This is a genomic window from Melghirimyces profundicolus, assembly GCF_003054245.1.
Classification (GTDB): Bacteria; Bacillota; Bacilli; order Thermoactinomycetales; family DSM-45169; genus Melghirimyces; species Melghirimyces profundicolus.
The window spans coordinates 24113-41449 of sequence record NZ_QBKR01000013.1; the positions used below are offsets into that span (position 1 = coordinate 24113).

23 protein-coding genes are annotated in these 17337 nt (G+C 55.8%); 15 read left to right on the forward strand and 8 right to left on the reverse strand.

Annotated elements, in window-relative coordinates; all coding sequences use genetic code 11:
* Nucleotides 1-42 precede the first annotated feature (42 nt).
* A complete protein-coding gene (locus tag C8P63_RS10140; RefSeq protein ID WP_108023788.1) occupies nt 43-1110 on the reverse strand; it encodes an acyltransferase family protein in 1068 nt (355 codons plus the stop codon).
* A gap of 208 nt (nt 1111-1318) precedes the next feature.
* Between C8P63_RS10140 and C8P63_RS19780 the strand changes: the two genes are divergently transcribed.
* Both C8P63_RS19780 and C8P63_RS10145 read left to right on the forward strand, forming a co-directional pair.
* A complete protein-coding gene (locus C8P63_RS19780; protein WP_281258704.1) occupies nt 1319-1441 on the forward strand; it encodes a hypothetical protein in 123 nt (40 codons plus the stop codon).
* Between the two features lie 160 nt (nt 1442-1601).
* Nucleotides 1602-1823: a GNAT family N-acetyltransferase gene (locus C8P63_RS10145; protein ID WP_281258709.1), complete on the forward strand. Its 222-nt coding sequence runs from the start codon at nt 1602-1604 to the stop codon at nt 1821-1823.
* A gap of 21 nt (nt 1824-1844) precedes the next feature.
* On the opposite strand, the gene C8P63_RS10150 is transcribed toward C8P63_RS10145, so the two are convergent.
* The gene (locus C8P63_RS10150; RefSeq protein ID WP_245920829.1) at nt 1845-2192 is read right to left on the reverse strand and encodes a spore coat protein; all 348 of its coding nucleotides are present in this window, start codon (nt 2190-2192) and stop codon (nt 1845-1847) included.
* A gap of 13 nt (nt 2193-2205) precedes the next feature.
* Nucleotides 2206-2451: a ferritin family protein gene (locus C8P63_RS10155; protein ID WP_245920831.1), complete on the reverse strand. Its 246-nt coding sequence runs from the start codon at nt 2449-2451 to the stop codon at nt 2206-2208.
* A 150-nt stretch (nt 2452-2601) separates the two neighbouring features.
* Here C8P63_RS10155 and C8P63_RS10160 point away from each other — a divergent pair, with 150 nt between their 5' ends.
* The 5 genes from C8P63_RS10160 (at nt 2602) to C8P63_RS10180 (ending at nt 6302) form a co-directional block, all read left to right on the forward strand.
* Nucleotides 2602-3060: a DUF86 domain-containing protein gene (locus C8P63_RS10160; protein ID WP_108023792.1), complete on the forward strand. Its 459-nt coding sequence runs from the start codon at nt 2602-2604 to the stop codon at nt 3058-3060.
* Nucleotides 3060-3635 (forward strand): hypothetical protein, encoded by a 576-nt coding sequence (locus tag C8P63_RS10165; RefSeq protein ID WP_108023794.1) that lies wholly within the window; start codon nt 3060-3062, stop codon nt 3633-3635. Before C8P63_RS10160 ends, C8P63_RS10165 begins: the two co-directional genes overlap by 1 nt.
* A gap of 193 nt (nt 3636-3828) precedes the next feature.
* Entirely contained in the window at nt 3829-4560 is a 732-nt protein-coding gene (locus C8P63_RS10170) for a class I SAM-dependent methyltransferase (RefSeq protein WP_108023950.1), read from the forward strand.
* Nucleotides 4557-5324, forward strand: a complete 768-nt coding sequence (locus C8P63_RS10175) for a TIGR01457 family HAD-type hydrolase (RefSeq protein ID WP_108023797.1) — start codon at nt 4557-4559, stop codon at nt 5322-5324. The genes C8P63_RS10170 and C8P63_RS10175 overlap by 4 nt, the downstream gene beginning before the upstream one ends.
* Nucleotides 5325-5336: 12 nt before the next feature.
* Nucleotides 5337-6302: an MBL fold metallo-hydrolase gene (locus C8P63_RS10180; protein ID WP_108023799.1), complete on the forward strand. Its 966-nt coding sequence runs from the start codon at nt 5337-5339 to the stop codon at nt 6300-6302.
* A gap of 42 nt (nt 6303-6344) precedes the next feature.
* On the opposite strand, the gene C8P63_RS10185 is transcribed toward C8P63_RS10180, so the two are convergent.
* The gene (locus C8P63_RS10185) at nt 6345-6869 is read right to left on the reverse strand and encodes a phosphatidylglycerophosphatase A family protein (protein WP_108023801.1); all 525 of its coding nucleotides are present in this window, start codon (nt 6867-6869) and stop codon (nt 6345-6347) included.
* Between the two features lie 119 nt (nt 6870-6988).
* On the opposite strand from C8P63_RS10185, the gene C8P63_RS10190 reads away from it, so the two are divergent.
* The 3 genes from C8P63_RS10190 to C8P63_RS10200 all read left to right on the forward strand — a co-directional run bounded on the left by C8P63_RS10190 (nt 6989) and on the right by C8P63_RS10200 (nt 9432).
* A complete protein-coding gene (locus tag C8P63_RS10190; protein WP_108023803.1) occupies nt 6989-7774 on the forward strand; it encodes an SDR family oxidoreductase in 786 nt (261 codons plus the stop codon).
* Nucleotides 7775-7851: 77 nt separating this feature from the next.
* Nucleotides 7852-8943, forward strand: a complete 1092-nt coding sequence (locus C8P63_RS10195; protein ID WP_108023805.1) for a phosphotransferase — start codon at nt 7852-7854, stop codon at nt 8941-8943.
* 294 nt (nt 8944-9237) lie between these two features.
* Nucleotides 9238-9432 (forward strand): PspC domain-containing protein, encoded by a 195-nt coding sequence (locus C8P63_RS10200; protein WP_108023807.1) that lies wholly within the window; start codon nt 9238-9240, stop codon nt 9430-9432.
* Between the two features lie 97 nt (nt 9433-9529).
* Here the strand turns inward: C8P63_RS10200 and C8P63_RS10205 are convergent, their stop codons facing one another.
* Nucleotides 9530-10066: a cysteine hydrolase family protein gene (locus tag C8P63_RS10205; protein ID WP_108023809.1), complete on the reverse strand. Its 537-nt coding sequence runs from the start codon at nt 10064-10066 to the stop codon at nt 9530-9532.
* A 281-nt stretch (nt 10067-10347) separates the two neighbouring features.
* On the opposite strand from C8P63_RS10205, the gene C8P63_RS10210 reads away from it, so the two are divergent.
* Both C8P63_RS10210 and C8P63_RS10215 read left to right on the forward strand, forming a co-directional pair.
* Complete coding sequence (locus tag C8P63_RS10210; RefSeq protein ID WP_245920833.1) at nt 10348-12051, forward strand: GAF domain-containing sensor histidine kinase; 1704 nt, start codon at nt 10348-10350, stop codon at nt 12049-12051.
* Nucleotides 12023-12679 (forward strand): response regulator, encoded by a 657-nt coding sequence (locus C8P63_RS10215; RefSeq protein ID WP_108023811.1) that lies wholly within the window; start codon nt 12023-12025, stop codon nt 12677-12679. Before C8P63_RS10210 ends, C8P63_RS10215 begins: the two co-directional genes overlap by 29 nt.
* Nucleotides 12680-13125: 446 nt before the next feature.
* Here the strand turns inward: C8P63_RS10215 and C8P63_RS10220 are convergent, their stop codons facing one another.
* Entirely contained in the window at nt 13126-14559 is a 1434-nt protein-coding gene (locus C8P63_RS10220; RefSeq protein WP_108023813.1) for a YheC/YheD family endospore coat-associated protein, read from the reverse strand.
* 166 nt (nt 14560-14725) lie between these two features.
* Here C8P63_RS10220 and C8P63_RS10225 point away from each other — a divergent pair, with 166 nt between their 5' ends.
* Nucleotides 14726-15478: a YheC/YheD family protein gene (locus C8P63_RS10225; protein ID WP_170109603.1), complete on the forward strand. Its 753-nt coding sequence runs from the start codon at nt 14726-14728 to the stop codon at nt 15476-15478.
* A gap of 306 nt (nt 15479-15784) precedes the next feature.
* Here C8P63_RS10225 and C8P63_RS10230 read toward each other — a convergent pair whose 3' ends face one another.
* Both C8P63_RS10230 and C8P63_RS10235 read right to left on the reverse strand, forming a co-directional pair.
* Nucleotides 15785-16246 (reverse strand): macro domain-containing protein, encoded by a 462-nt coding sequence (locus C8P63_RS10230; protein ID WP_170109604.1) that lies wholly within the window; start codon nt 16244-16246, stop codon nt 15785-15787.
* A 108-nt stretch (nt 16247-16354) separates the two neighbouring features.
* On the reverse strand, nt 16355-16648 hold the full coding sequence (locus C8P63_RS10235; protein WP_108023819.1) for an MTH1187 family thiamine-binding protein: 294 nt from the start codon (nt 16646-16648) through the stop codon (nt 16355-16357).
* Between the two features lie 164 nt (nt 16649-16812).
* On the opposite strand from C8P63_RS10235, the gene C8P63_RS10240 reads away from it, so the two are divergent.
* Nucleotides 16813-17067 carry a spore coat associated protein CotJA gene (locus tag C8P63_RS10240; RefSeq protein ID WP_108023821.1) on the forward strand — a complete coding sequence of 85 codons (255 nt, stop codon included), beginning with the start codon at nt 16813-16815 and terminating at the stop codon, nt 17065-17067.
* 10 nt (nt 17068-17077) lie between these two features.
* On the forward strand, nt 17078-17320 hold the full coding sequence (locus C8P63_RS10245) for a spore coat protein CotJB (RefSeq protein WP_108023823.1): 243 nt from the start codon (nt 17078-17080) through the stop codon (nt 17318-17320).
* Nucleotides 17321-17337 lie beyond the last annotated feature (17 nt).

A 17337-nucleotide genomic window follows, 5' to 3' on the forward strand; every position in this document is an offset into this window, starting at 1 on the left:
GAATCCGGGAAATAAAAGACGGCCCTCCGTGGGCCGTTTTTGTCAGTAGGCAGCTTTGTTCAATTGGTTTCTTTTTTCCTGCTTTTGAAACAACCAGTCCATCTTGGGTTGTAAAAGCGGGCTTGCGATGTTTTGGATCCAGCCGGAGGACAGGATAAAGGTCAGGGCGATGGCCGCGAGAGTGGCCACGATATACATGGTGGGGCCGGCATATTTATCATCCAGGTCAATGGAGTCATAGAACTTGATGAAAAACCCGTGCAGGAGATAGACGTAAAGGGAACGACTCCCCAGGTGGCTGAAAAAGGTTTTCCCTCTGGGAATCACCGCCAAAAAGAGCGCCGAGGCTGCCAGGGCCAAAAGAATGAAGGCGAGTCGGATGGTGCCCGCATACCATTCGGGGTGACCCAGATCTTCGTACGGAAAGACGAAATAGAGCCACCGGCGATAGTCCAGGTCGATGGAGGAGTGGAATTCCAGGAAGTACATCAGAGAGACCAGGGAGAGTCCCCCCGCCACTCCGGCGATCTGTTTCCACCTGGAGAACAGTACTTCGAAATGCTTTCGTCGGAGGTAAAATCCGAGCAGAAAGAACGGGAAAAACGCCACAGTCCGTGACAGGCTGAGAAAGCTGTCGGCATCGTCGATATATCCCACCCCGATTGAAAGGAGGAATGCAATGATCAGAGGGTACTTGAGGTTGACGAAGTACGGCAGCATCAGCCGCCACAGGAAGAGGCTGAACAGGAACCACATGATCCAGTAGGGTTCCAGAATGGCGATCTCGATTTCGTCCGTTTGGTAGACAAAGTGGTCGTACAAGGAATAAAGCACTTGAAAAATGAAATAGGGGATCAGGACGGAGCGGATCAGTTTCTTGTTTTGTCCCTCTTTGTTGAAGTTTTTGGCGAAATAGCCGGATACCAGAATAAAGAGAGGCATGTGAAAGGTGTAAATGGCCAAGTACACCGCCTTCACGATTCCACTTTCATCGATCAGGGGGCGGTAGGTGTGGCCCAGGACCACCAGCATGATTAATACGAATTTGACATTGTCAAAATAGTAATCCCTTGACTTGGGAGTGCGGGCCTCTTGATTTGTTTCAGACATAAGCCGTTTTGGATAACCCCCTAAAACCGCAAATAAGCGGTTATATTTTTAAGGCATAAGACCAATCAGAATCCTATCTTAGAAACGTCGGGAACGCTCTGTAAGTTTCACCACAGACCCGATACGGTTTTTTATTTTATACCCCGGATGGAAGGTGCGCAAACCGTTTTGGCGGGTATGATATAATCCGCACAAAGGGGGGGTGAACTTGACGATTCGGGTTCGTCCGGTATCGGATCAAGACATTGAAGGAATCCGGGAAGTGGCTGTCCGTTCCTGGAGAGATACCTATGACGGGATCTTACCATCAGAAGTGATTGAAAAATTTTAATCTTCCGCTTATTCCCCTGACGCTTTGCGTTCAGTCGTAAAGGGAGGGAATCCCTTTTTTTGGGCGGCGGAAAACCGGGGACATCTGATCGCTTTTGCGGAGATGGCTGCCCGGGAAGGCGGGGTTTATGAGTTGACCCGCATCTACGTGGATCCGGATTCTGGGTGCGGGTTCGGCTCTCCTCGGACGCTTGTTGGATCAGGCGCCGGTTCGAAACTTGGTTGCTTGGGTGGAAAAAGAGAACCGGAAGGGGCGAAGGTTTTACGAAAAGCACGGTTTTCACGCGGTGGAAGAGATCGAGGAAGAATTCATGGGATTCCGCACCCGGACGCTTCGCTGCCTTCTGGTGTTGGAGACAAAACAAAACCGGCCGGAGATGTAATCCGACCGGTTTTGCTGTGGATTACCGGTAGGGAAACTGGGTCTGGTAGTTGGTGAACTTTTGGGCGGCTTTGGCGACGTTTTGTTGATCGGCGTTGTCAAATTTGTACCAGCCTTTGGCGTGCATCAGGTTGAAAACATCCCGCTGGCACTGGTGAATGTCGGAGAGGATGTTCATCTGCACCCTGTAGAGCGCATCATTGCTCGCTTCATTGGAGGCGACGTTGTAAGCCAACATCATGTACTTTTCCATGGCCAGCACATCATTGATTCGGTCACGATCGTTCATTTCCGGACCTTTGATTTTGGAAAGCTGGGACTGGGCTTGCCCTCCCGCTTGTTGGCCTTGTTGCGGTTGTGGGTTTTTCAAGGGCCTTCCCTCCTCATTGTGTCATGTTGGCACCCGATGGAGCGGGTTGGGTTGCTTGGGTGCCGCCGGCATTTGCGGCGTTCAGTTGTTGCAGGAGCTGTTCGTAGTGTTGCTGATGTTTGCGGCCGATGTCATCGATCAGCTGTTTCACTTGGGGATCCTGGCACTCTTTGGCATAATGGTGACACTTCTTGAAGGCCAAAAGCTCCCAGGACATTTCGTCTTTGAGATAGTTCAGGTCTTTGGTGCTGAGTTGCATCCTTTTCCCCGCCTTTCTGTTGGAGGTGATTTCCTTACTATCCTTCGATATCCGGGTGAAAATATGCAAAAAGGGTCCGTCTTCCCCAGAGGGGCGGACTGGGCTATAATGGAGGGGGTTTGAAGCCAACGACGGGAAAGGGTGGCATGAATGATTTATGAAGTGGATACGGAACGGATCAAGAGCCAGTTGGAGTACCTGGAGAGATGTTTGGATGTGATGTTTGACGCCCGAGAGGCGTGGTCCCGGGACGATCGGCTGGCTTGTTTCGCCGGGGCACGGGCGTTACATATCGGGGTGGAATGCGTCATCGATGTGGGCAGCACCATGATCGACGGGTTCATCATGCGGGATCCGGGCGGTTACCTCGACATTGTCGACATTTTGGAAGATGAAAACGTGGTTCCCTCATACGGGGCGGTCCGGCTGAAGGAACTGATTCGTTTCCGGGACCGGTTGGTCCGTCGATACCATGAAGTGTCGGAGGAAGAGCTGTTTCGGGAACTGTCCGACACGGAAGTCTTTCATTCTTATATCACGTGGGTCCGGGATTATCTGAAACAGGAGCTGGGTTCCGCCTACCCGGGCCCCAAGGGAGAAGAACGTTGATGAGCCGTTTTGCCTTTCATTCCCTCTCCGGATTTTGCGAGCGGATGGCCGAGCGGAAGATCCCCAGTCCGGCGGCGGGAAGCAGCTTGGCCGCATCGGTTATGATGGCTTGCTCCTTGTTGGAACTGACCGTATCTTCCCTGGCGGAGAAAGGAGAGAGTGTGGGAGAGAGGAATCCTGCCAGTGACTGGAGGCGGATCAGGGAATGGCGGAAAGAAGCAGAGTTTTTGGTCGATGAAGATATCCGGATCGTGGGGGAAATGATTCGTGAAAAAGAGCAAGTGAAACCAAAGGAATGGCTGAAGCCGATTCGGCGTCTACACGACATGGCCGTCGAGATTCTGGATCTGATCCCCGTTTATCTCCCCGTATCGGGGAACAAAGCCAGCGACACTGTGGTATCCTGCCTTCACCTGCGCACAGCGATGGCGGGGTCGTATCATATCGCCTGTTCCAATGCTCGTGCGTTTGGTTGGGAGTGTCCGTTTCCCGCGAATGGGGAAGCGGCATTGGAACGAGCGGACCGATTGGTGAGGGAGGCGCTCCGGACGGTGAAAGGCGCCCCTTTCTCCTGAAGGAAGTTTCAATCCCCGGCCGCTTCAGGTAGAATGGACGGGAGAAGTGACGCCGGAATCCGGTCCCGGTGACGGCCATCATCCGGCCGTCTTCCCTCGCACCGGAACGGGTTCTTATGCCCCGGCCGGGCGTCCGGGGAAGAACGGCACCTTTGTGTCGTTCTTTTTGGTGAACAGACGGGAGGAACCGAACATGCCATGGTATGAAGAAAGCTTCGGAGAAGATTATCTGTTGGTGTATCGTCACCGCAACCGGGCCAACGCGGAACGGGAAATCCGTGCCGCCGCCGGTTGGCTGGATCTGAAAAAGGGGGACCGGGTTCTCGATCTGTGCTGTGGGACCGGCCGCCATTCCATCTCGCTGGATGACCTCGGATTGAAGGTCACCGGAATCGATCTCTCGCCCGTTTTACTGAAGTATGCCGAGAAGGCTTCCAAGGGTCGGGACATCCGTTATGTCCGGGGGGACATGAGAGATCTCCCCTTTGAAGAAAACGAATTTGCCGCCGTTTTCAATCTCTTTACTTCTTTCGGCTATTTCATCGAAGACGGGGAGAATGAAAAAGTCCTGTCTGAAATCCATCGCGTGACACAGCCCGGGGGGCGCTTTCTGATCGACTTCCTCAATCGGAACGCCGTGGAGAAAAACCTCGTCCCCGAGAGTGTTCGGGAGGAAAACGGGGTGAAGATCACTGAACGACGGTGGATCGACGGAGATTTTGTCCGTAAGAAAATCACGCTGTCCGATTCCCGCGGACAACGGGAATATCGGGAACGGGTTAAGATGTACGACAGGACACGGATGGTCGAAATGATGGAAAAGGCGGGTCTGACCGTGGAAGGGGTGCGGGGTGATTTTGAGGGAAGCCCGTATTCCGAAGAGGAGAGCCCCCGCATGATTTTCTACGGAAGGGTGAACCCATGACACGTTATCGCGGCTATCTGATCGACTTGGACGGAACTCTTTTTAAAGGAGAGGAAGTGGTTCCCGCCGGGCTTTCCTTTATCAAAGAGTTACGGAAGAGGGACCTGTCCTATCTGTATTTCACGAACAACTCCACCCGCCGTCCGGAACAGGTGGCGGAGAAGCTCCGCGGATTCGGTTACCCGGCAACGCCGGAGCAGGTGGTCACGTCGGCTCAGGCGACGGCTGCCCATCTGGCGGAAGAGCTGAATTCTCCTGACGTGTACGCCGTCGGCGGGGAGGGGCTCAAGGCGGCGCTCGTTCAAGCGGGCTTGCGCCTGACGGAGAGCCGCCCCGATGCGGTGGTGATCGGCCTCGATCCCACCTTCACATATGATAAGATGAAGACAGCCTGTCTGGCGATCCGGGCCGGGGCGAGATTTTACGGAACCAACGGGGATTTGGTGTTGCCCACGGAGGAAGGGCTGTTGCCCGGCAACGGTTCTCTGTGCGCGGCCGTGGCCGCCGCCACCGGAGTCCGCCCCGTTTTCATCGGAAAACCGGAACGCCCCATTGTGGAGTACGCCCTGGATCGCCTGGGGGTCCGGCCGGAAGAAACCCTGATCGTGGGGGATAACCTGAGTACCGACATCCAGGCCGGTGTCAAGGCCGGAATCGACACCCTGTTGGTGTTCGGGGGTGTCACCACGGCAGAGGAGTACCGGAAAGGATCCATCCGGGCGACCTATACGGTCCGAAACCTGAGGGAATGGGAGTTCATCTAGAGGAGGTTGCCCATGAACCGCTGGGAGGATATATGGGAAGTTCCCCTGCCTTTGCCTTTCCCCCTGAAAATCATCAAATCCTACCTGTTGAAAGGTAGCAATGGATATACCGTGGTGGACACGGGTCTCCATTATGAAGGGGATATCGAAGCCTGGGAAGAAGCGGGAAAGACCATAGGATTCGACTGGAACGAAGTGGAGAGAATTGTCCTCACTCATTACCATCCGGACCATTATGGATTGGCCGGTTGGATGCAACGGCAAACCGGAGCCCCGGTGAAAATGTCCCGTACGGATTTTGAACAGGCCTCCCTTTTTTGGGATGAGGATTCAGACCAGCCGGAAGAGATGGCCCGTTTTTACGCCGGTCACGGATTGTCATCCGAATGGGTGGAGAAAATACCGGAACATCTGCGCGGCTTCACAAAGTGGGTCCAACCCCACCCCGAACCGGAATTTATCCGGGGAGGGGAAACCATCCGCCTGGGAGACCGGGAATACCGGATTCTTCATACGCCGGGGCATGCCGACGGCCACCTCAGTTTTTACGATGAAGAACGGGGGTGGCTGATCGGCGGGGATTTTCTGCTTCCCAAAATCACCCCCAATATCAGCTTGTGGCCCGGTTGTGACCCCGATCCGCTCCGCACTTATTTGAACATGCTCGAAGAGATGGACCAACTTCCGGTCAAAAAGGTGTTTCCTGCCCACGGCCCCGCTTTTGAGCATTATCATGAGCGGATCGAAGAGCTGAGACGACACCACGGGGAACGCCTGGAGCGCATGAAGGGATGGGTGAAAGGGAAAGGAGCCAATGCCGTGGAAGTCTGTTGCCGGATGTTTGGTAAGAACTTAACCATCCACAACCTCCGCTTCGCCCTCTCGGAAACGCTGGCCCACCTGGAATATCTCCGACTTGGGGGGGAGCTGGTGCGGGAGAAGGAAGCAGGAGTCTGGATCTACCGGACGACGGCATAAAGAACAAAGACCCGGGGTGGCTCGGGTCTTTTCTTTACCGGGCTAGGAGGTTTTTTGGGCGTCCTGCTGCCTCTTCCGGTTATGGGAAAGACGGGCGGCGGCGGAGGCGGCCAAGGCACCGACCAGATCATCCAGAAAGGTGTGGATCCGCCCGGAGGTTTTGTTGTTCAGTTCCTCAAGAATTCCCGGCTTCATCCGGTCGATGAATCCATAGTTGGTCATCCCGATACTGCCGTAAACGTTCACGATGGAAGTGGCCAGAATTTCATCGATTCCGTAAAGGCCCTCGTCCCGGCGGATCATATCCTGCAGGGGCTCGAACAGCAGATTTTTCTCCGTCAGGATATCCAGCTGAATCCCGGTGAGGATGGCGTTTTGGACCTCCCGCTTGATCAGCACCTGGTCCACGTGAGTCCGGCACTCTTCCAGGGTGAGTTCTTCGTGGAAATCCTTTTGTAGGTAATAGACGAGGTCGGCGACCTGGTCCAGGTCCACTCCCCGTTCCTCCAACCGGGAAAGGGTGGCCCGGTGAACTTCTTCTTCCGTTATGTTGATCTCATGACCCATATCCTTCCCCCCAAAGAAACATAACGTTATTGTGGCAAAAAGGACGCCGGAATATGTTCCGGCAGGTTGGCCCAATCTGTTCAGGGAGATCATAAAAAAGCGGTACGGAGGAGGACGTCATGCTGACGAAAAAGAACAGGACAGCGTTGGTCACGGGCAGTTCCCGGGGGCTGGGCCGGATGGCGGCCCGACTTTTGGCGGAAGCGGGTTGGTCTCTGGCCGTTCATTGCCGAGACCATGTATCGGAGGCCGGGGAGCTGGCGGAAGATCTGAAACGGCAGGGCAGTACGGTGCATGTTTTTCAGGCTGACCTCAGCCGTCGCGGTCCCGCGGACCGTCTGGTGGAAGAGGTGATCGGACGGTTCGGAGGTCTGGATGCGCTGGTACATGCCGTGGGACCCTTTGTCCGGGAGCGTCGCCGATTTGCCGATTATACCCCGGAAGAGATCGACGCCATGGTGGACGGCAACCTGAAAAGCGCGCTCCACACCACCCATGCTTCCCTTCCCCATCTGCGGAAAAGCGGCCACGGACGCATTATCCTGTTCGGGTTCGGGAGGGTCGGGGAAGCCCCGGCTTGGCCGGACCGGGCCGCCTATGCCGCTTCCAAGACGGGATTGGTCTCTTTTGTCAAAACGCTCTCGGTGGAGGAAGCCCCCTTCGGGGTCACAGCCAATATGGTTTGCCCGGGCGATATTGTCGGAGAAAACAAAGAGAAGCGGATTTCCGAGGTAATGGGGTGCCAAGACGGGGAAACCCCCTTGGGCCGACCGGGAACCGGCGAGGACGTGGCGCGGGTGATCCGGTTCCTGTGCAGCCCGGAATCCGATTTTGTCACGGGAAACCTCATCCAAGTGACCGGAGGGTTGGATGTGATCCATCCCGCATCCAAGGCAAAACGCTAAACGGGGCATAGGGCGACTTTCTCCCGCCTATACATAGAGTAGACAGCATCGGTTGCAGGAAACGGAGGGAGAGCCCGATGTCCGAGGTCGGCAGCATCAAAAAACTGACGGGGGAGCCGCGGTTGCCGGAAGTTCTCCGGCACCATTACGGGCTCCGGGTGAAAGCGGCCCGCCCCGTGGAGGGAATCCTGCAGCTCACAACCGACAGGGGAATTTTCGGCCTGAAACGGGTGCACGATCGGGAAGAAGGGCGCTGGAAGTTGGTAAGGGAGTTGGCGGAATATATATCGGAAACCGGGTCCCCCCAGATTCCCTCTCCGGTTCTCACCCGTCGGGGAGCTGTCACCGTGGCGGGTCACCGACGCCGTTATGTCCTTCTTCCCTGGATCAAAGGAGAGGTGCACGATCTTAGGATTGGGGATCGCTGGTCCCGGGCCGCCCGGACCCTGGCCCGGGTCCATTCCGTTTCCAAAGGGTTCGACCCCTCCCGGGGACTGGGTTCTTTCGTCCATACGGGAAAATGGGAGCGAATATGGCGAGATCTCGGACAGCAAGTCTCCATGTTCAAGCTGGCCGCCGATCTCAGCGAGGAAACAACACCGGTGGACCGGCTTTGGTTACGGCAGTGCACCTTTACAGAAGGAATGCTGGAGACCGCCCTTCGTTATCTCGAAAAACTGGGTGGAGATTCCGTCGTCCTCGAGACGCGGAAGAACGGGGAAGCTTGCCATTGCAACCCCCATCGGCGAAACTGGGTCTGGGACGCGGCCGGGATTCCGCATCTCATTGACTGGAACCGCCTGGTGTTGGATGGGAGGAGCCGGGATCTGGCCCGGTTCATTCTGTATGCTTACGGACGGACCGGCTCTCTTGCTCCGGCGGAAGCGATCCTGAAGGCCTACCAGGAAACGGCGCCTCTCGAAGAGGCGGAATACGGTCTCATCTATGCCCAACTGCTCTTTCCCCACAACCTCCTCCGAACCCTGTCCAATATCTACCGGGAACAGAAAATTCCTTCCCATCTGGCAAAGGGGCATCTCTCCTCCACTTTGGACCTGGAGGAGAAAAAAGAAGGTCTCCTGCGCGGATTCCCCGCTTTGGTGACGCGGGAGTTCCAAGTCACCATCCCCCGGGTGGACTGGCTGGAACGGTCAACCGACCGTTCCTGAGTGCGGTACAGCGGAAACCACCTTGATCGACAAGGTGGTTTTTGGTGTTTAAGCAACCCCCGTTGTCAGGTGGAGAAAGCCGTATGTGCGCCTTGCCGCGGGACGTGAATGCGGATCGCAAAAATCAGACCCGGGTCGGAGTCGGACTTATCCCCGGGGTTTGTTTTGAGAAGTCGGTTTTGCTCCTATACTTATCATCAAAGGAATGAAAAAAGCCGTCCCTTTCCCTCAATTTGGGAGAGAAGGGAATGCTATGGAAGTTCGGAATGAAGCCGGGAAAAGGGGGATTCACCGATGACACGGCTGCGAAGATCCCGCACGGATCGAAAGATTTTCGGAATCTGCGGGGGATTGGCAAAATGGTGGAACGTTGATTCGACCCTGGTAAGGGTTGTGTTCGTTCTATTGCTGATTTTTACTGGTTTCTTTCCCTTCGGGCTCTTGTACCTGATCATGGTCCTCGTCGTTCCAAAGGAACGCGTGGGATGATCCGGAAGGAGAAAATTCAGCCGCCACATTGTGATCAAAAAAAGACGCCTCCCGTAGAGGAGGACGTCTTTTTGGCATGATGATACCCGTTTCCGGTTCAGAACGTGATTTCTGCCACGGGAAGGGTACTAATTTCAGCTTCTACGTTATCTAACCCGTTCAGAATGTGATTATGGTGAGCGACGATTCGATCCGCCGCCAGGACACCGTTATCCGTGGTGGAATGGGCGTCGGCCGCTAAGATCACCTGGTAACCTAATGTGGTCGCCCTTCGGCAAGCGGTGTCGATGCAATATTCCGTTTTGCATCCCGCGATCACCAGCCGGGTGATCCCTGCCCGGCGTAACTTTTCATCCAGGTCCGTCCCATGGAAGGCGTCGGTTGCCACTTTTCGTACTGACGCTTCCCCGGGTACCGGGGCGATCAAAGGATGAACCCGCCACTCCACGGATTCCGGGGGAGCCACGTCGTCATCTTGGACGAAAATGACCGGCACGAAGGCATCCCTGGCCTTGCGCAGAAGAATACCGATATTCTTAAGGAGCCTCTCTCCCTCCCAAACCGGATCATGCATCTCGTCACCATCGATTAATCCGGTCTGTGCATCAATCACCAACAAAGCAGTTGCTTGCATGAACTTTCTTTCTCCCCTTCCGTATCAATCGAAATGCGTTCCCTCCTTTGCGGTCCGGCAACAACGCTCTATTCTCGTTTGTTTGTTCATGATGACCGACCTCCTTCCTTTTCACATATCACTTTTATTCGGCACGGGAGACTTCATTCCTTTTTCCTGAAATGATGGAGATATTTTCATCTTCATCCGGGTGGCTTTGTTTTCTGGATCAGGAAGGAGAACGAACTTATCCCGCTCGGCCGGTGCCGTTTTGCCATCGTCCCGATCATGATATATTAAAAGTGGAACAAAACCGTACGGTTGACAAAGAGATGGACAAAAGGGAAGGGGAAAGAGAGATGGCGGGAGGGCTCCGGGACCCCCGGTGGAAAACCCTGCGAACCATTGCCGAGACGCTGAACCGGTCCACGGCGGTTCGTCCGATGCTGCAATCGGTGTTGGAAGAGTTGCTGAATGTGACGGGTCTTTCCACCGGTTGGATCTTTCTTACGGAGGAGCGGCCCGGGTTTGAACCGGTGGCTGTGCACCGACTTCCCCCCGCTCTGTCCCGGGATGGCGGCCGGCCGATGTGCCGGGGATCCTGTTGGTGTCTGAACCGATACTGGGACGGACGGTTGAAGGAAGCGGTCAACATCATCGAATGCAAGCGCCTGGAAGACGCGGTCAAATACGATTGGGGAGATACGGGGGGCATCACGCACCATGCCACCGTTCCGCTGACGGCGGGAGAGGAACGGATCGGGCTTTTGAATGTGGCTTCCCCCGGGAAAGAGCGGTTTTCCGAGGAGGAACTGGCTCTGTTGGAAGCGGTGGCTTACCAGATCGGAACCGCCGTTCAGAAAACACGGTTGATCCAGGCCCAGAAAAAGCGGGCGGAGCTGTACGCCCGGCTGGATGAAGCCAGCCGGGCGATCTGGTCCGTCCGGGGTGACAACGGCTTGCCCGAACGAGCCGTGTGTGAGGTGGGGCGGCTGTTCGGTTGGCCTTTTGTGGCGATGTGGGTGAAAGAAGGGAAACGGTTTAAACTGGCCTCCCTCTACTTCCGGGGCACCTGTGTGTCCCCGGAAACCCGGTTTCCCCTGGAGAAATTGGGTCCCGTCAGCGCAGCTTTCGCGGAGCAGCGGGCGGTGAGCGGGGATCGATCTCTGGAGACGATCCAAGCTTTTTGGCCCGATTGCGCGGCGGTGGCCGCCGTTCCCGTCTCCATGCGGACGGAACGGATCGGTGTCTTATCCGTGGGAGTCAACCGCGCGGGCGGGATCGGAGAGGGAGACCTTCCGGTGCTGAAAGCGTTGGGCGAACATCTTTCCCTTGCCTTGGAGAGCGCCCGTCTGGAGGAGGAACGACAGCAACTGACCGTGTCCGCGGAACGGAACCGGCTGGCCCGTGATTTGCATGACTCCGTCAACCAGAAGTTGTTTTCCCTTTCGTTGACCGCCAGAGCGGCTCAGGACCTGCCGCCGGGAGAAATTCGGGAGAGCCTGGAAGACATCCAAAACCTCTCAACGGAAGCGCTGAAAGAGATGCGTTCCCTGATTTGGCAACTCCGTCCCCCGGGTCTCGAAAAGGGGGTGCTCACCGAGCTTCGGGACTACGGCCGACGTCTGGGTCTGAAAGTGGAAGACCGGGTGGAAGGGGTCCGGGATCTTCCCCGGAACGTGGAGGAAGCCCTTTGGCGGATCGGACAGGAAGCGCTCAACAACATCAGCCGTCATGCGGGAACCGATCAGGTATTACTTGTCCTGAAAATCGGGAAGGATGAGGTCCTCCTGGAAGTGGAGGATCACGGGCGGGGTTTTTCCCATGATCCGGACCTCAACCGGAAATGGTCCCTCGGGATCACCAGCATGAAGGAGCGGGCGGAACTATTGGGCGGCACCTTTACGGTGAAAAGCCGTCCCGGGGAGGGGACCCTTTGCCGGACGGTGCTTCCCCTCAGAGAAAGGAGTGCGGAACATGGCGATCCGGATCCTGCTCGTGGATGACCATCCCATGGTGCGGAAGGGATTGCGTCTTTTCCTGAAAACGAAGGAAGATATGGAAATCGTCGGCGAGGCGTCCAACGGAAAAGAGGCCGTGGAAGAGATGGAACGCCTGCAGCCCGACGTGGTGCTGATGGACCTGGTGATGCCGGAGATGGACGGAGTGGAAGCCACCCGAAAGATGAAGGAGGCCCATCCCGGGGTGAAAGTGGTGGTCCTCACCAGCTTCTCCGACCAGGACCATGTCTTGCCCGCGATTCGGGCCGGGGCGGAAGGATATCAACTGAAAGAGATCGAGGCGGATGAGCTGGCGGAAACCATCCGGGCGGCTCACCAGGGACAAACCCACCTCCACCCCCGGGCCGCGGGCCACTTGGTACACCAATTCACCTCCGGGGTTTCAAGGGAGGAAAAAAATGGACCGGATGTGCTGACCCGAAGAGAGCGGGAGGTTCTGCGCCTGATCACGGCGGGAAAAAGCAACAAAGAAATCGCCGCCGAACTGGTCATCGCCGAAAAAACGGTGAAGACCCATGTCAGCAGTATCCTGGGCAAGCTGGAACTCCAGGACCGGACCCAGGCGGCGATTCACGCCATAAAACAGGGGTGGTTTGATTACAGGAAGGAATGAATCGGAGTCCTCCTGGAACTTTTGTGAAAAAGTGAGCGGCAGCATTTACCCAAAGCCGCTCCGGCTGCACTCACAGAGCACAAGTCTCGCCTGGGTCGCTTGCGCTCCCCGGTCTCGCTATGCACTCACAGAGCACAAGTCGTGCCTGGGGTCGCTTGCGCTCCCCGGTCTCGCTATGCACTCACAGAGCACAAGTCTCGCCTGGGTCGCTTGCGCTCCCCGGTCTCGCTATGCTGTCCTGCAGAGATGGTTGCACTGTCCGCTCCGAATCATCCTGCTGCGGGCAGGGGCAAAACGTCTTCGGATGCAACACAGAGAAGCTTTTGCCCCTAAACGCCCTTGCTGGCTGATTCTCCGCTGGGCAGGACAGCAAAGTCGCTATTTTGGGCAAACGCTTCCCCTTTTCTCGAAACGAACATTCAATCACAACGCTTCTAAAGGTGTCTTTAATGAACATCGGTTCCGGCGGAAATGGTTTCCGGATTCCCTTCCGTCCTTGCGTGGGAGCGATCCTGCCGGTATGGATTTGACGGGGATGTTGAATGTTCGGGGCGGTAAAACCCCGCGAGACGTTTGGCGTAGGCGAGGTTGGAACGGCAGGCTTCTCTGGCCAGATCCTTTCTGCCCGCTTTGGCGGCTTTGTAATGATGGGGGTCCCTGGAGTTGATCTCGATCAGCCAGAGCTTCCCGTCCTGATCCATGGCCAGGTCCATGCCAAAGTTTCCGTAGTGGTGTTTCCGGTCCATGATCCGGGCGGCGCTCAGGGCGAGCTCCGACATTTTCTTTCTCACTGAATCAGCGTCCCTCTCTTCGGCAACGAGGCTCTGGATCGTGGCCTCTCCCGGTTCCCGGCGTGCACCTGTGATGCTGCTGCTGACCACGGCCCCCCTTTTGCCGAGGCGGCCGATCAGTCCCACGTCCTTCCACTCCCCGGTTTCGTCTTTGACCACGATGAGACGGAAATCCCGGATCCCCCCGGGGTAACAAATGCGGAGCAAGGGTTGAAATAGGTAGGTCTTTTCCGGATCGAGATGTTTTTTCAGGCTCTTCAGCAAAGCCTTCTCATTTGCAAGACGGATACTGAAGTTTCCTCTCCGGTTACTGGTGCTCAAACTATAACCGGACCCGTTTTTTCTGATCCGGTAGATGCTTCTTCCGAGGCTGCCCGCGACCGGCTTGATGTAAATTCCGTCCCAGGAATCCAAATAGGGAACCAGGTCACACAGGGAAGCCAGGAGATGGGTTTCCGGAAGATGATCCCGGGTCTCGGGGTGTTCTTTCAGGGCTTGATACATCTCCCATTTACTGAAGCGATACTCGTTGAACAGGCACCTGTCCAGGGAATTCCGAAAATGCGACCTCCAACGGTCGTTCAATGTGATCATATTGAAAATGGAGTCGGGATAGGGGACGGTGACCCGTTTCCAATTCTTTTTTTCCGGGTGGTAATAGAAGCCGCTGACCTGTTTTTCTTTCCGGTTGACGCCGGACAGGGAGAATGCCAGAAGAACCCCGTTGATGGAAGGATAGTGTTGGGTATACCGGGACAGGAATCTCAGTCTCCTGCGGAGTCCTTGTTCCGTTCCCGACACCAGCATTCCGATCAGGGGTCCGACCTGGATCTCCCGGTCCCCCGACACGATTTCATAACGTGGCGGAAGCGGGATGTTCATGGAGTGGAGCAGGCTTTCGGACAATCGGAGGAGGTTTCTCCGGTCCAGGTTGGGGTCAGGTTCCACCTGAACGATCCGAGTGGCGGCTCCGAATTTCAGGGTTCGGGTCTCCAGTGCCTTTATGCCGTACACGGCGGCGGTTTCCGGATGCATGTAAAGCCGGTCGGTGGAGGACTTCTCAATCGTCAGGGTGAAGGGGCCATCCATCCCGTATCCCCCTTTCTCATTCTGTCTTTCCTGATAGACTATGGTGGAACTCTCTCCTCTGACTATGCACTTCCCCAGGCAAAACACCCAATCTTGCAACCGCCCTTAACTCCCGCTGTGCCGGTGCATAGAGATATAGGGACCAGTCAGGATGTGGGTGAGTCGAATGGAAAGAGACACCAAGTGGACCCGGTATCTTTTGTTGGTCGGGAATGAAGGCATCAAAGATGCTCTCCCCCACACGGTCCCTTACAGCACAAAGGCGTTTCGTTCCTTTCTTGAGAAATACGGGGAGGTGATTGTCAAAAGGGAGGTGGGGTGCAGGGGATATGGCATGATGAAAGTGACGAAAAAAGGGGAAGAGCAGTACATCCTTCATTACAACCGGAAGCGGAGGACTTTTGGGGACCTGAGGCTTTTGATCCGTCAGATGGAAAAGCGGATGCAGGGGAGAAAATATCTCGTTCAGGAATACATCGATCTGGCTTCGGTGGATGGCAGACCCTTCGATTTAAGGGTGATGGTTCAGCGAAAAGCCGGTGAGCCTTGGAGAGTGACGGGAAGTTACGCCAAGCTCGCCCAAAAAGGTTGGTTCAACACCAACCTGGCGACGGGCGGAATCGTTCTCCCGACCCGGAAAGCCCTCCTCCTTGCCGGCCTGAAGGAAAAAGCCCCGGAGGTCATCCTGGACGAAATCGAAGGGTTGGCGATAAAGATCGCAAAACAGTTGGACGAAAAGTTCAAGCGTCAAACCATATGGGGCATGGACATGGGGCTCGACAAAACCGGAAAGGTCTATCTGATCGAAATGAACCGGGCCCCGGGAATCAAAGGGTTCAGGAAATTAAACAATCCCCGGGTGTACACCCGGATCCAAAGCATCATCCGCCACAACCGGAGAAAGCGGAAAAGCGCCTGAGAAGGCGTTTTTTATATACTTTTAAAGTAAAATAAAGGGTCTCTTCAGGGCCGCCTGCGAAATGAGGGGATGGACGTTTCCAACTGTGGTCTTCAAACGGATCCAAGCAGATGAACACAGCAGTTATACCGTCGGCGGATGGTCTTCCGCTGACGGGTTGCCTGGTCATGCAGGTCTCTTTTTCGTCCCGGGATTGGACCCCGTTTAAGAATTCGGGTGGCCGTCCAGCCTTTCAGAGGTGGGTCCCCACAGCGGTTCGCCAAGATGGCAGGGAAGGAGGGAACCCTGGTTCCCTTCTGTCTTTTTTTAAAGCTTATACAGGTGAACGTCGTGATCGAATTTTTCCGTGCTCTCCAGGATGATGGCTTCCACGGTTTCCCAGGATCCTCCCGCGAGGCCGCAGCCGATCCCGTAAGGCAGACCGACTTTGTAGCAAGAGGGATCTTCGTGCCGGTAAAGTTCGATAAACATGGAATCCAAGGCACGTTGCAGCGCATCATAATCTGTCTCACGGGTTCCGCTTCCATAGTGGAATTGCCCGTAGAGGTTGAAGATGAGACGCCCGTCGCTGTGGGCGTAGGAGACTTTTCCCAACCGATTTCGGTCTCCGGCCGGGATGTCAAAGTTTTTGTCGGCTTCCAGGGCTTCAGGATATCGCCGGGCAATCTGGCTGGCGATCCCGGCACCCATGGTGGCGAAACAATTGCATTGGTGGGCGATGACCGTGCAGTCACTCTCCAACAGATTTCCCTTCTGAATGGTGATCACCGAATCATCCTTTCCTTTCGCTTTTTCTGTTTGGTTTCTTCTCGGTCGGCTTGTCATTTTCCTGGCGAAAAAAAGAGAACCCTCCTGAAGGCTCTCTTTTTTCGTCGTTTATTGCTTCTTGACCTTATCCACCTGGGTCCCCAGTTCCATCGGCCCGTCCAGCCGGTCGTCGATGGTGATCTGGGTGACGACGCGGCGGATGCCGTTTTGGAGGGTGGAGCGGTGGATATCGGATGAGACGGCCATCAGCTGATCGATCTCTCCTTCCACCACGGTGGCTGTCGGGGTGACCTGGTAGGAGAGGCCGTTCTGCTCAACCACACGGCAGGCTTCCTTGACTGTCTCACTGAAGCTGGGCGTTTCACCGCCCACGGGCACGATGCTGATTTCCATCAGGGGCATGGGGTTCACCTCAATTCTTTCGAGTGTCCTTCGTTAGTATGTCCCCGGCAGGTCCGTTCAAAAAACGGGAAATCGGCCGCGTTTTTCAACGGTTGTTCTAAAAGGCCCGGCCGTGAAATATATAGAGTACAGGAGACAACGGGAAGGAGAAGGAGGGCGGAGGATTGTACACCTACCGGAAGTATTACGAACCGTATGTCAGCCCTTTGGATCCCTGTCCGCCGATGCGGGTGAAGTCGTACGAAACCCCACCCCAGCTGTACATGGGGTTTCAGCCGCCCAACCTCCCTCAGTACCACCCGAGGGAAGCATTGAAACAGGGGACGCTCTGGCCGGCGTTGTTCGCGCCGTATACCAATCCTTACAAAGGACCGGGAGGAGGTGTGGACGGTGGCGGGGAGAACCCCGATAACGGATGAACAAAAAGAGATGTACTTCCGGATGATGGAGGAGATCCAGGCGGTCGACTTTGTGTTGGTGGAGTTGAACCTGTATTTGGACACCCACCCCGATGACCAACAGGCGGTTCAGCAGTACAACGAGTACGTGCAACGGAGTGCGGCACTCAAAAACCGCTTCCAGTCCATGTTCGGTCCGCTCTACGGTTTTGGGAACAGTTACTCCGCCAGTCCGTTTTCATGGAAGGAAGCCCCGTGGCCATGGCAAGTGTAACCGGGTACAGGAGGTTT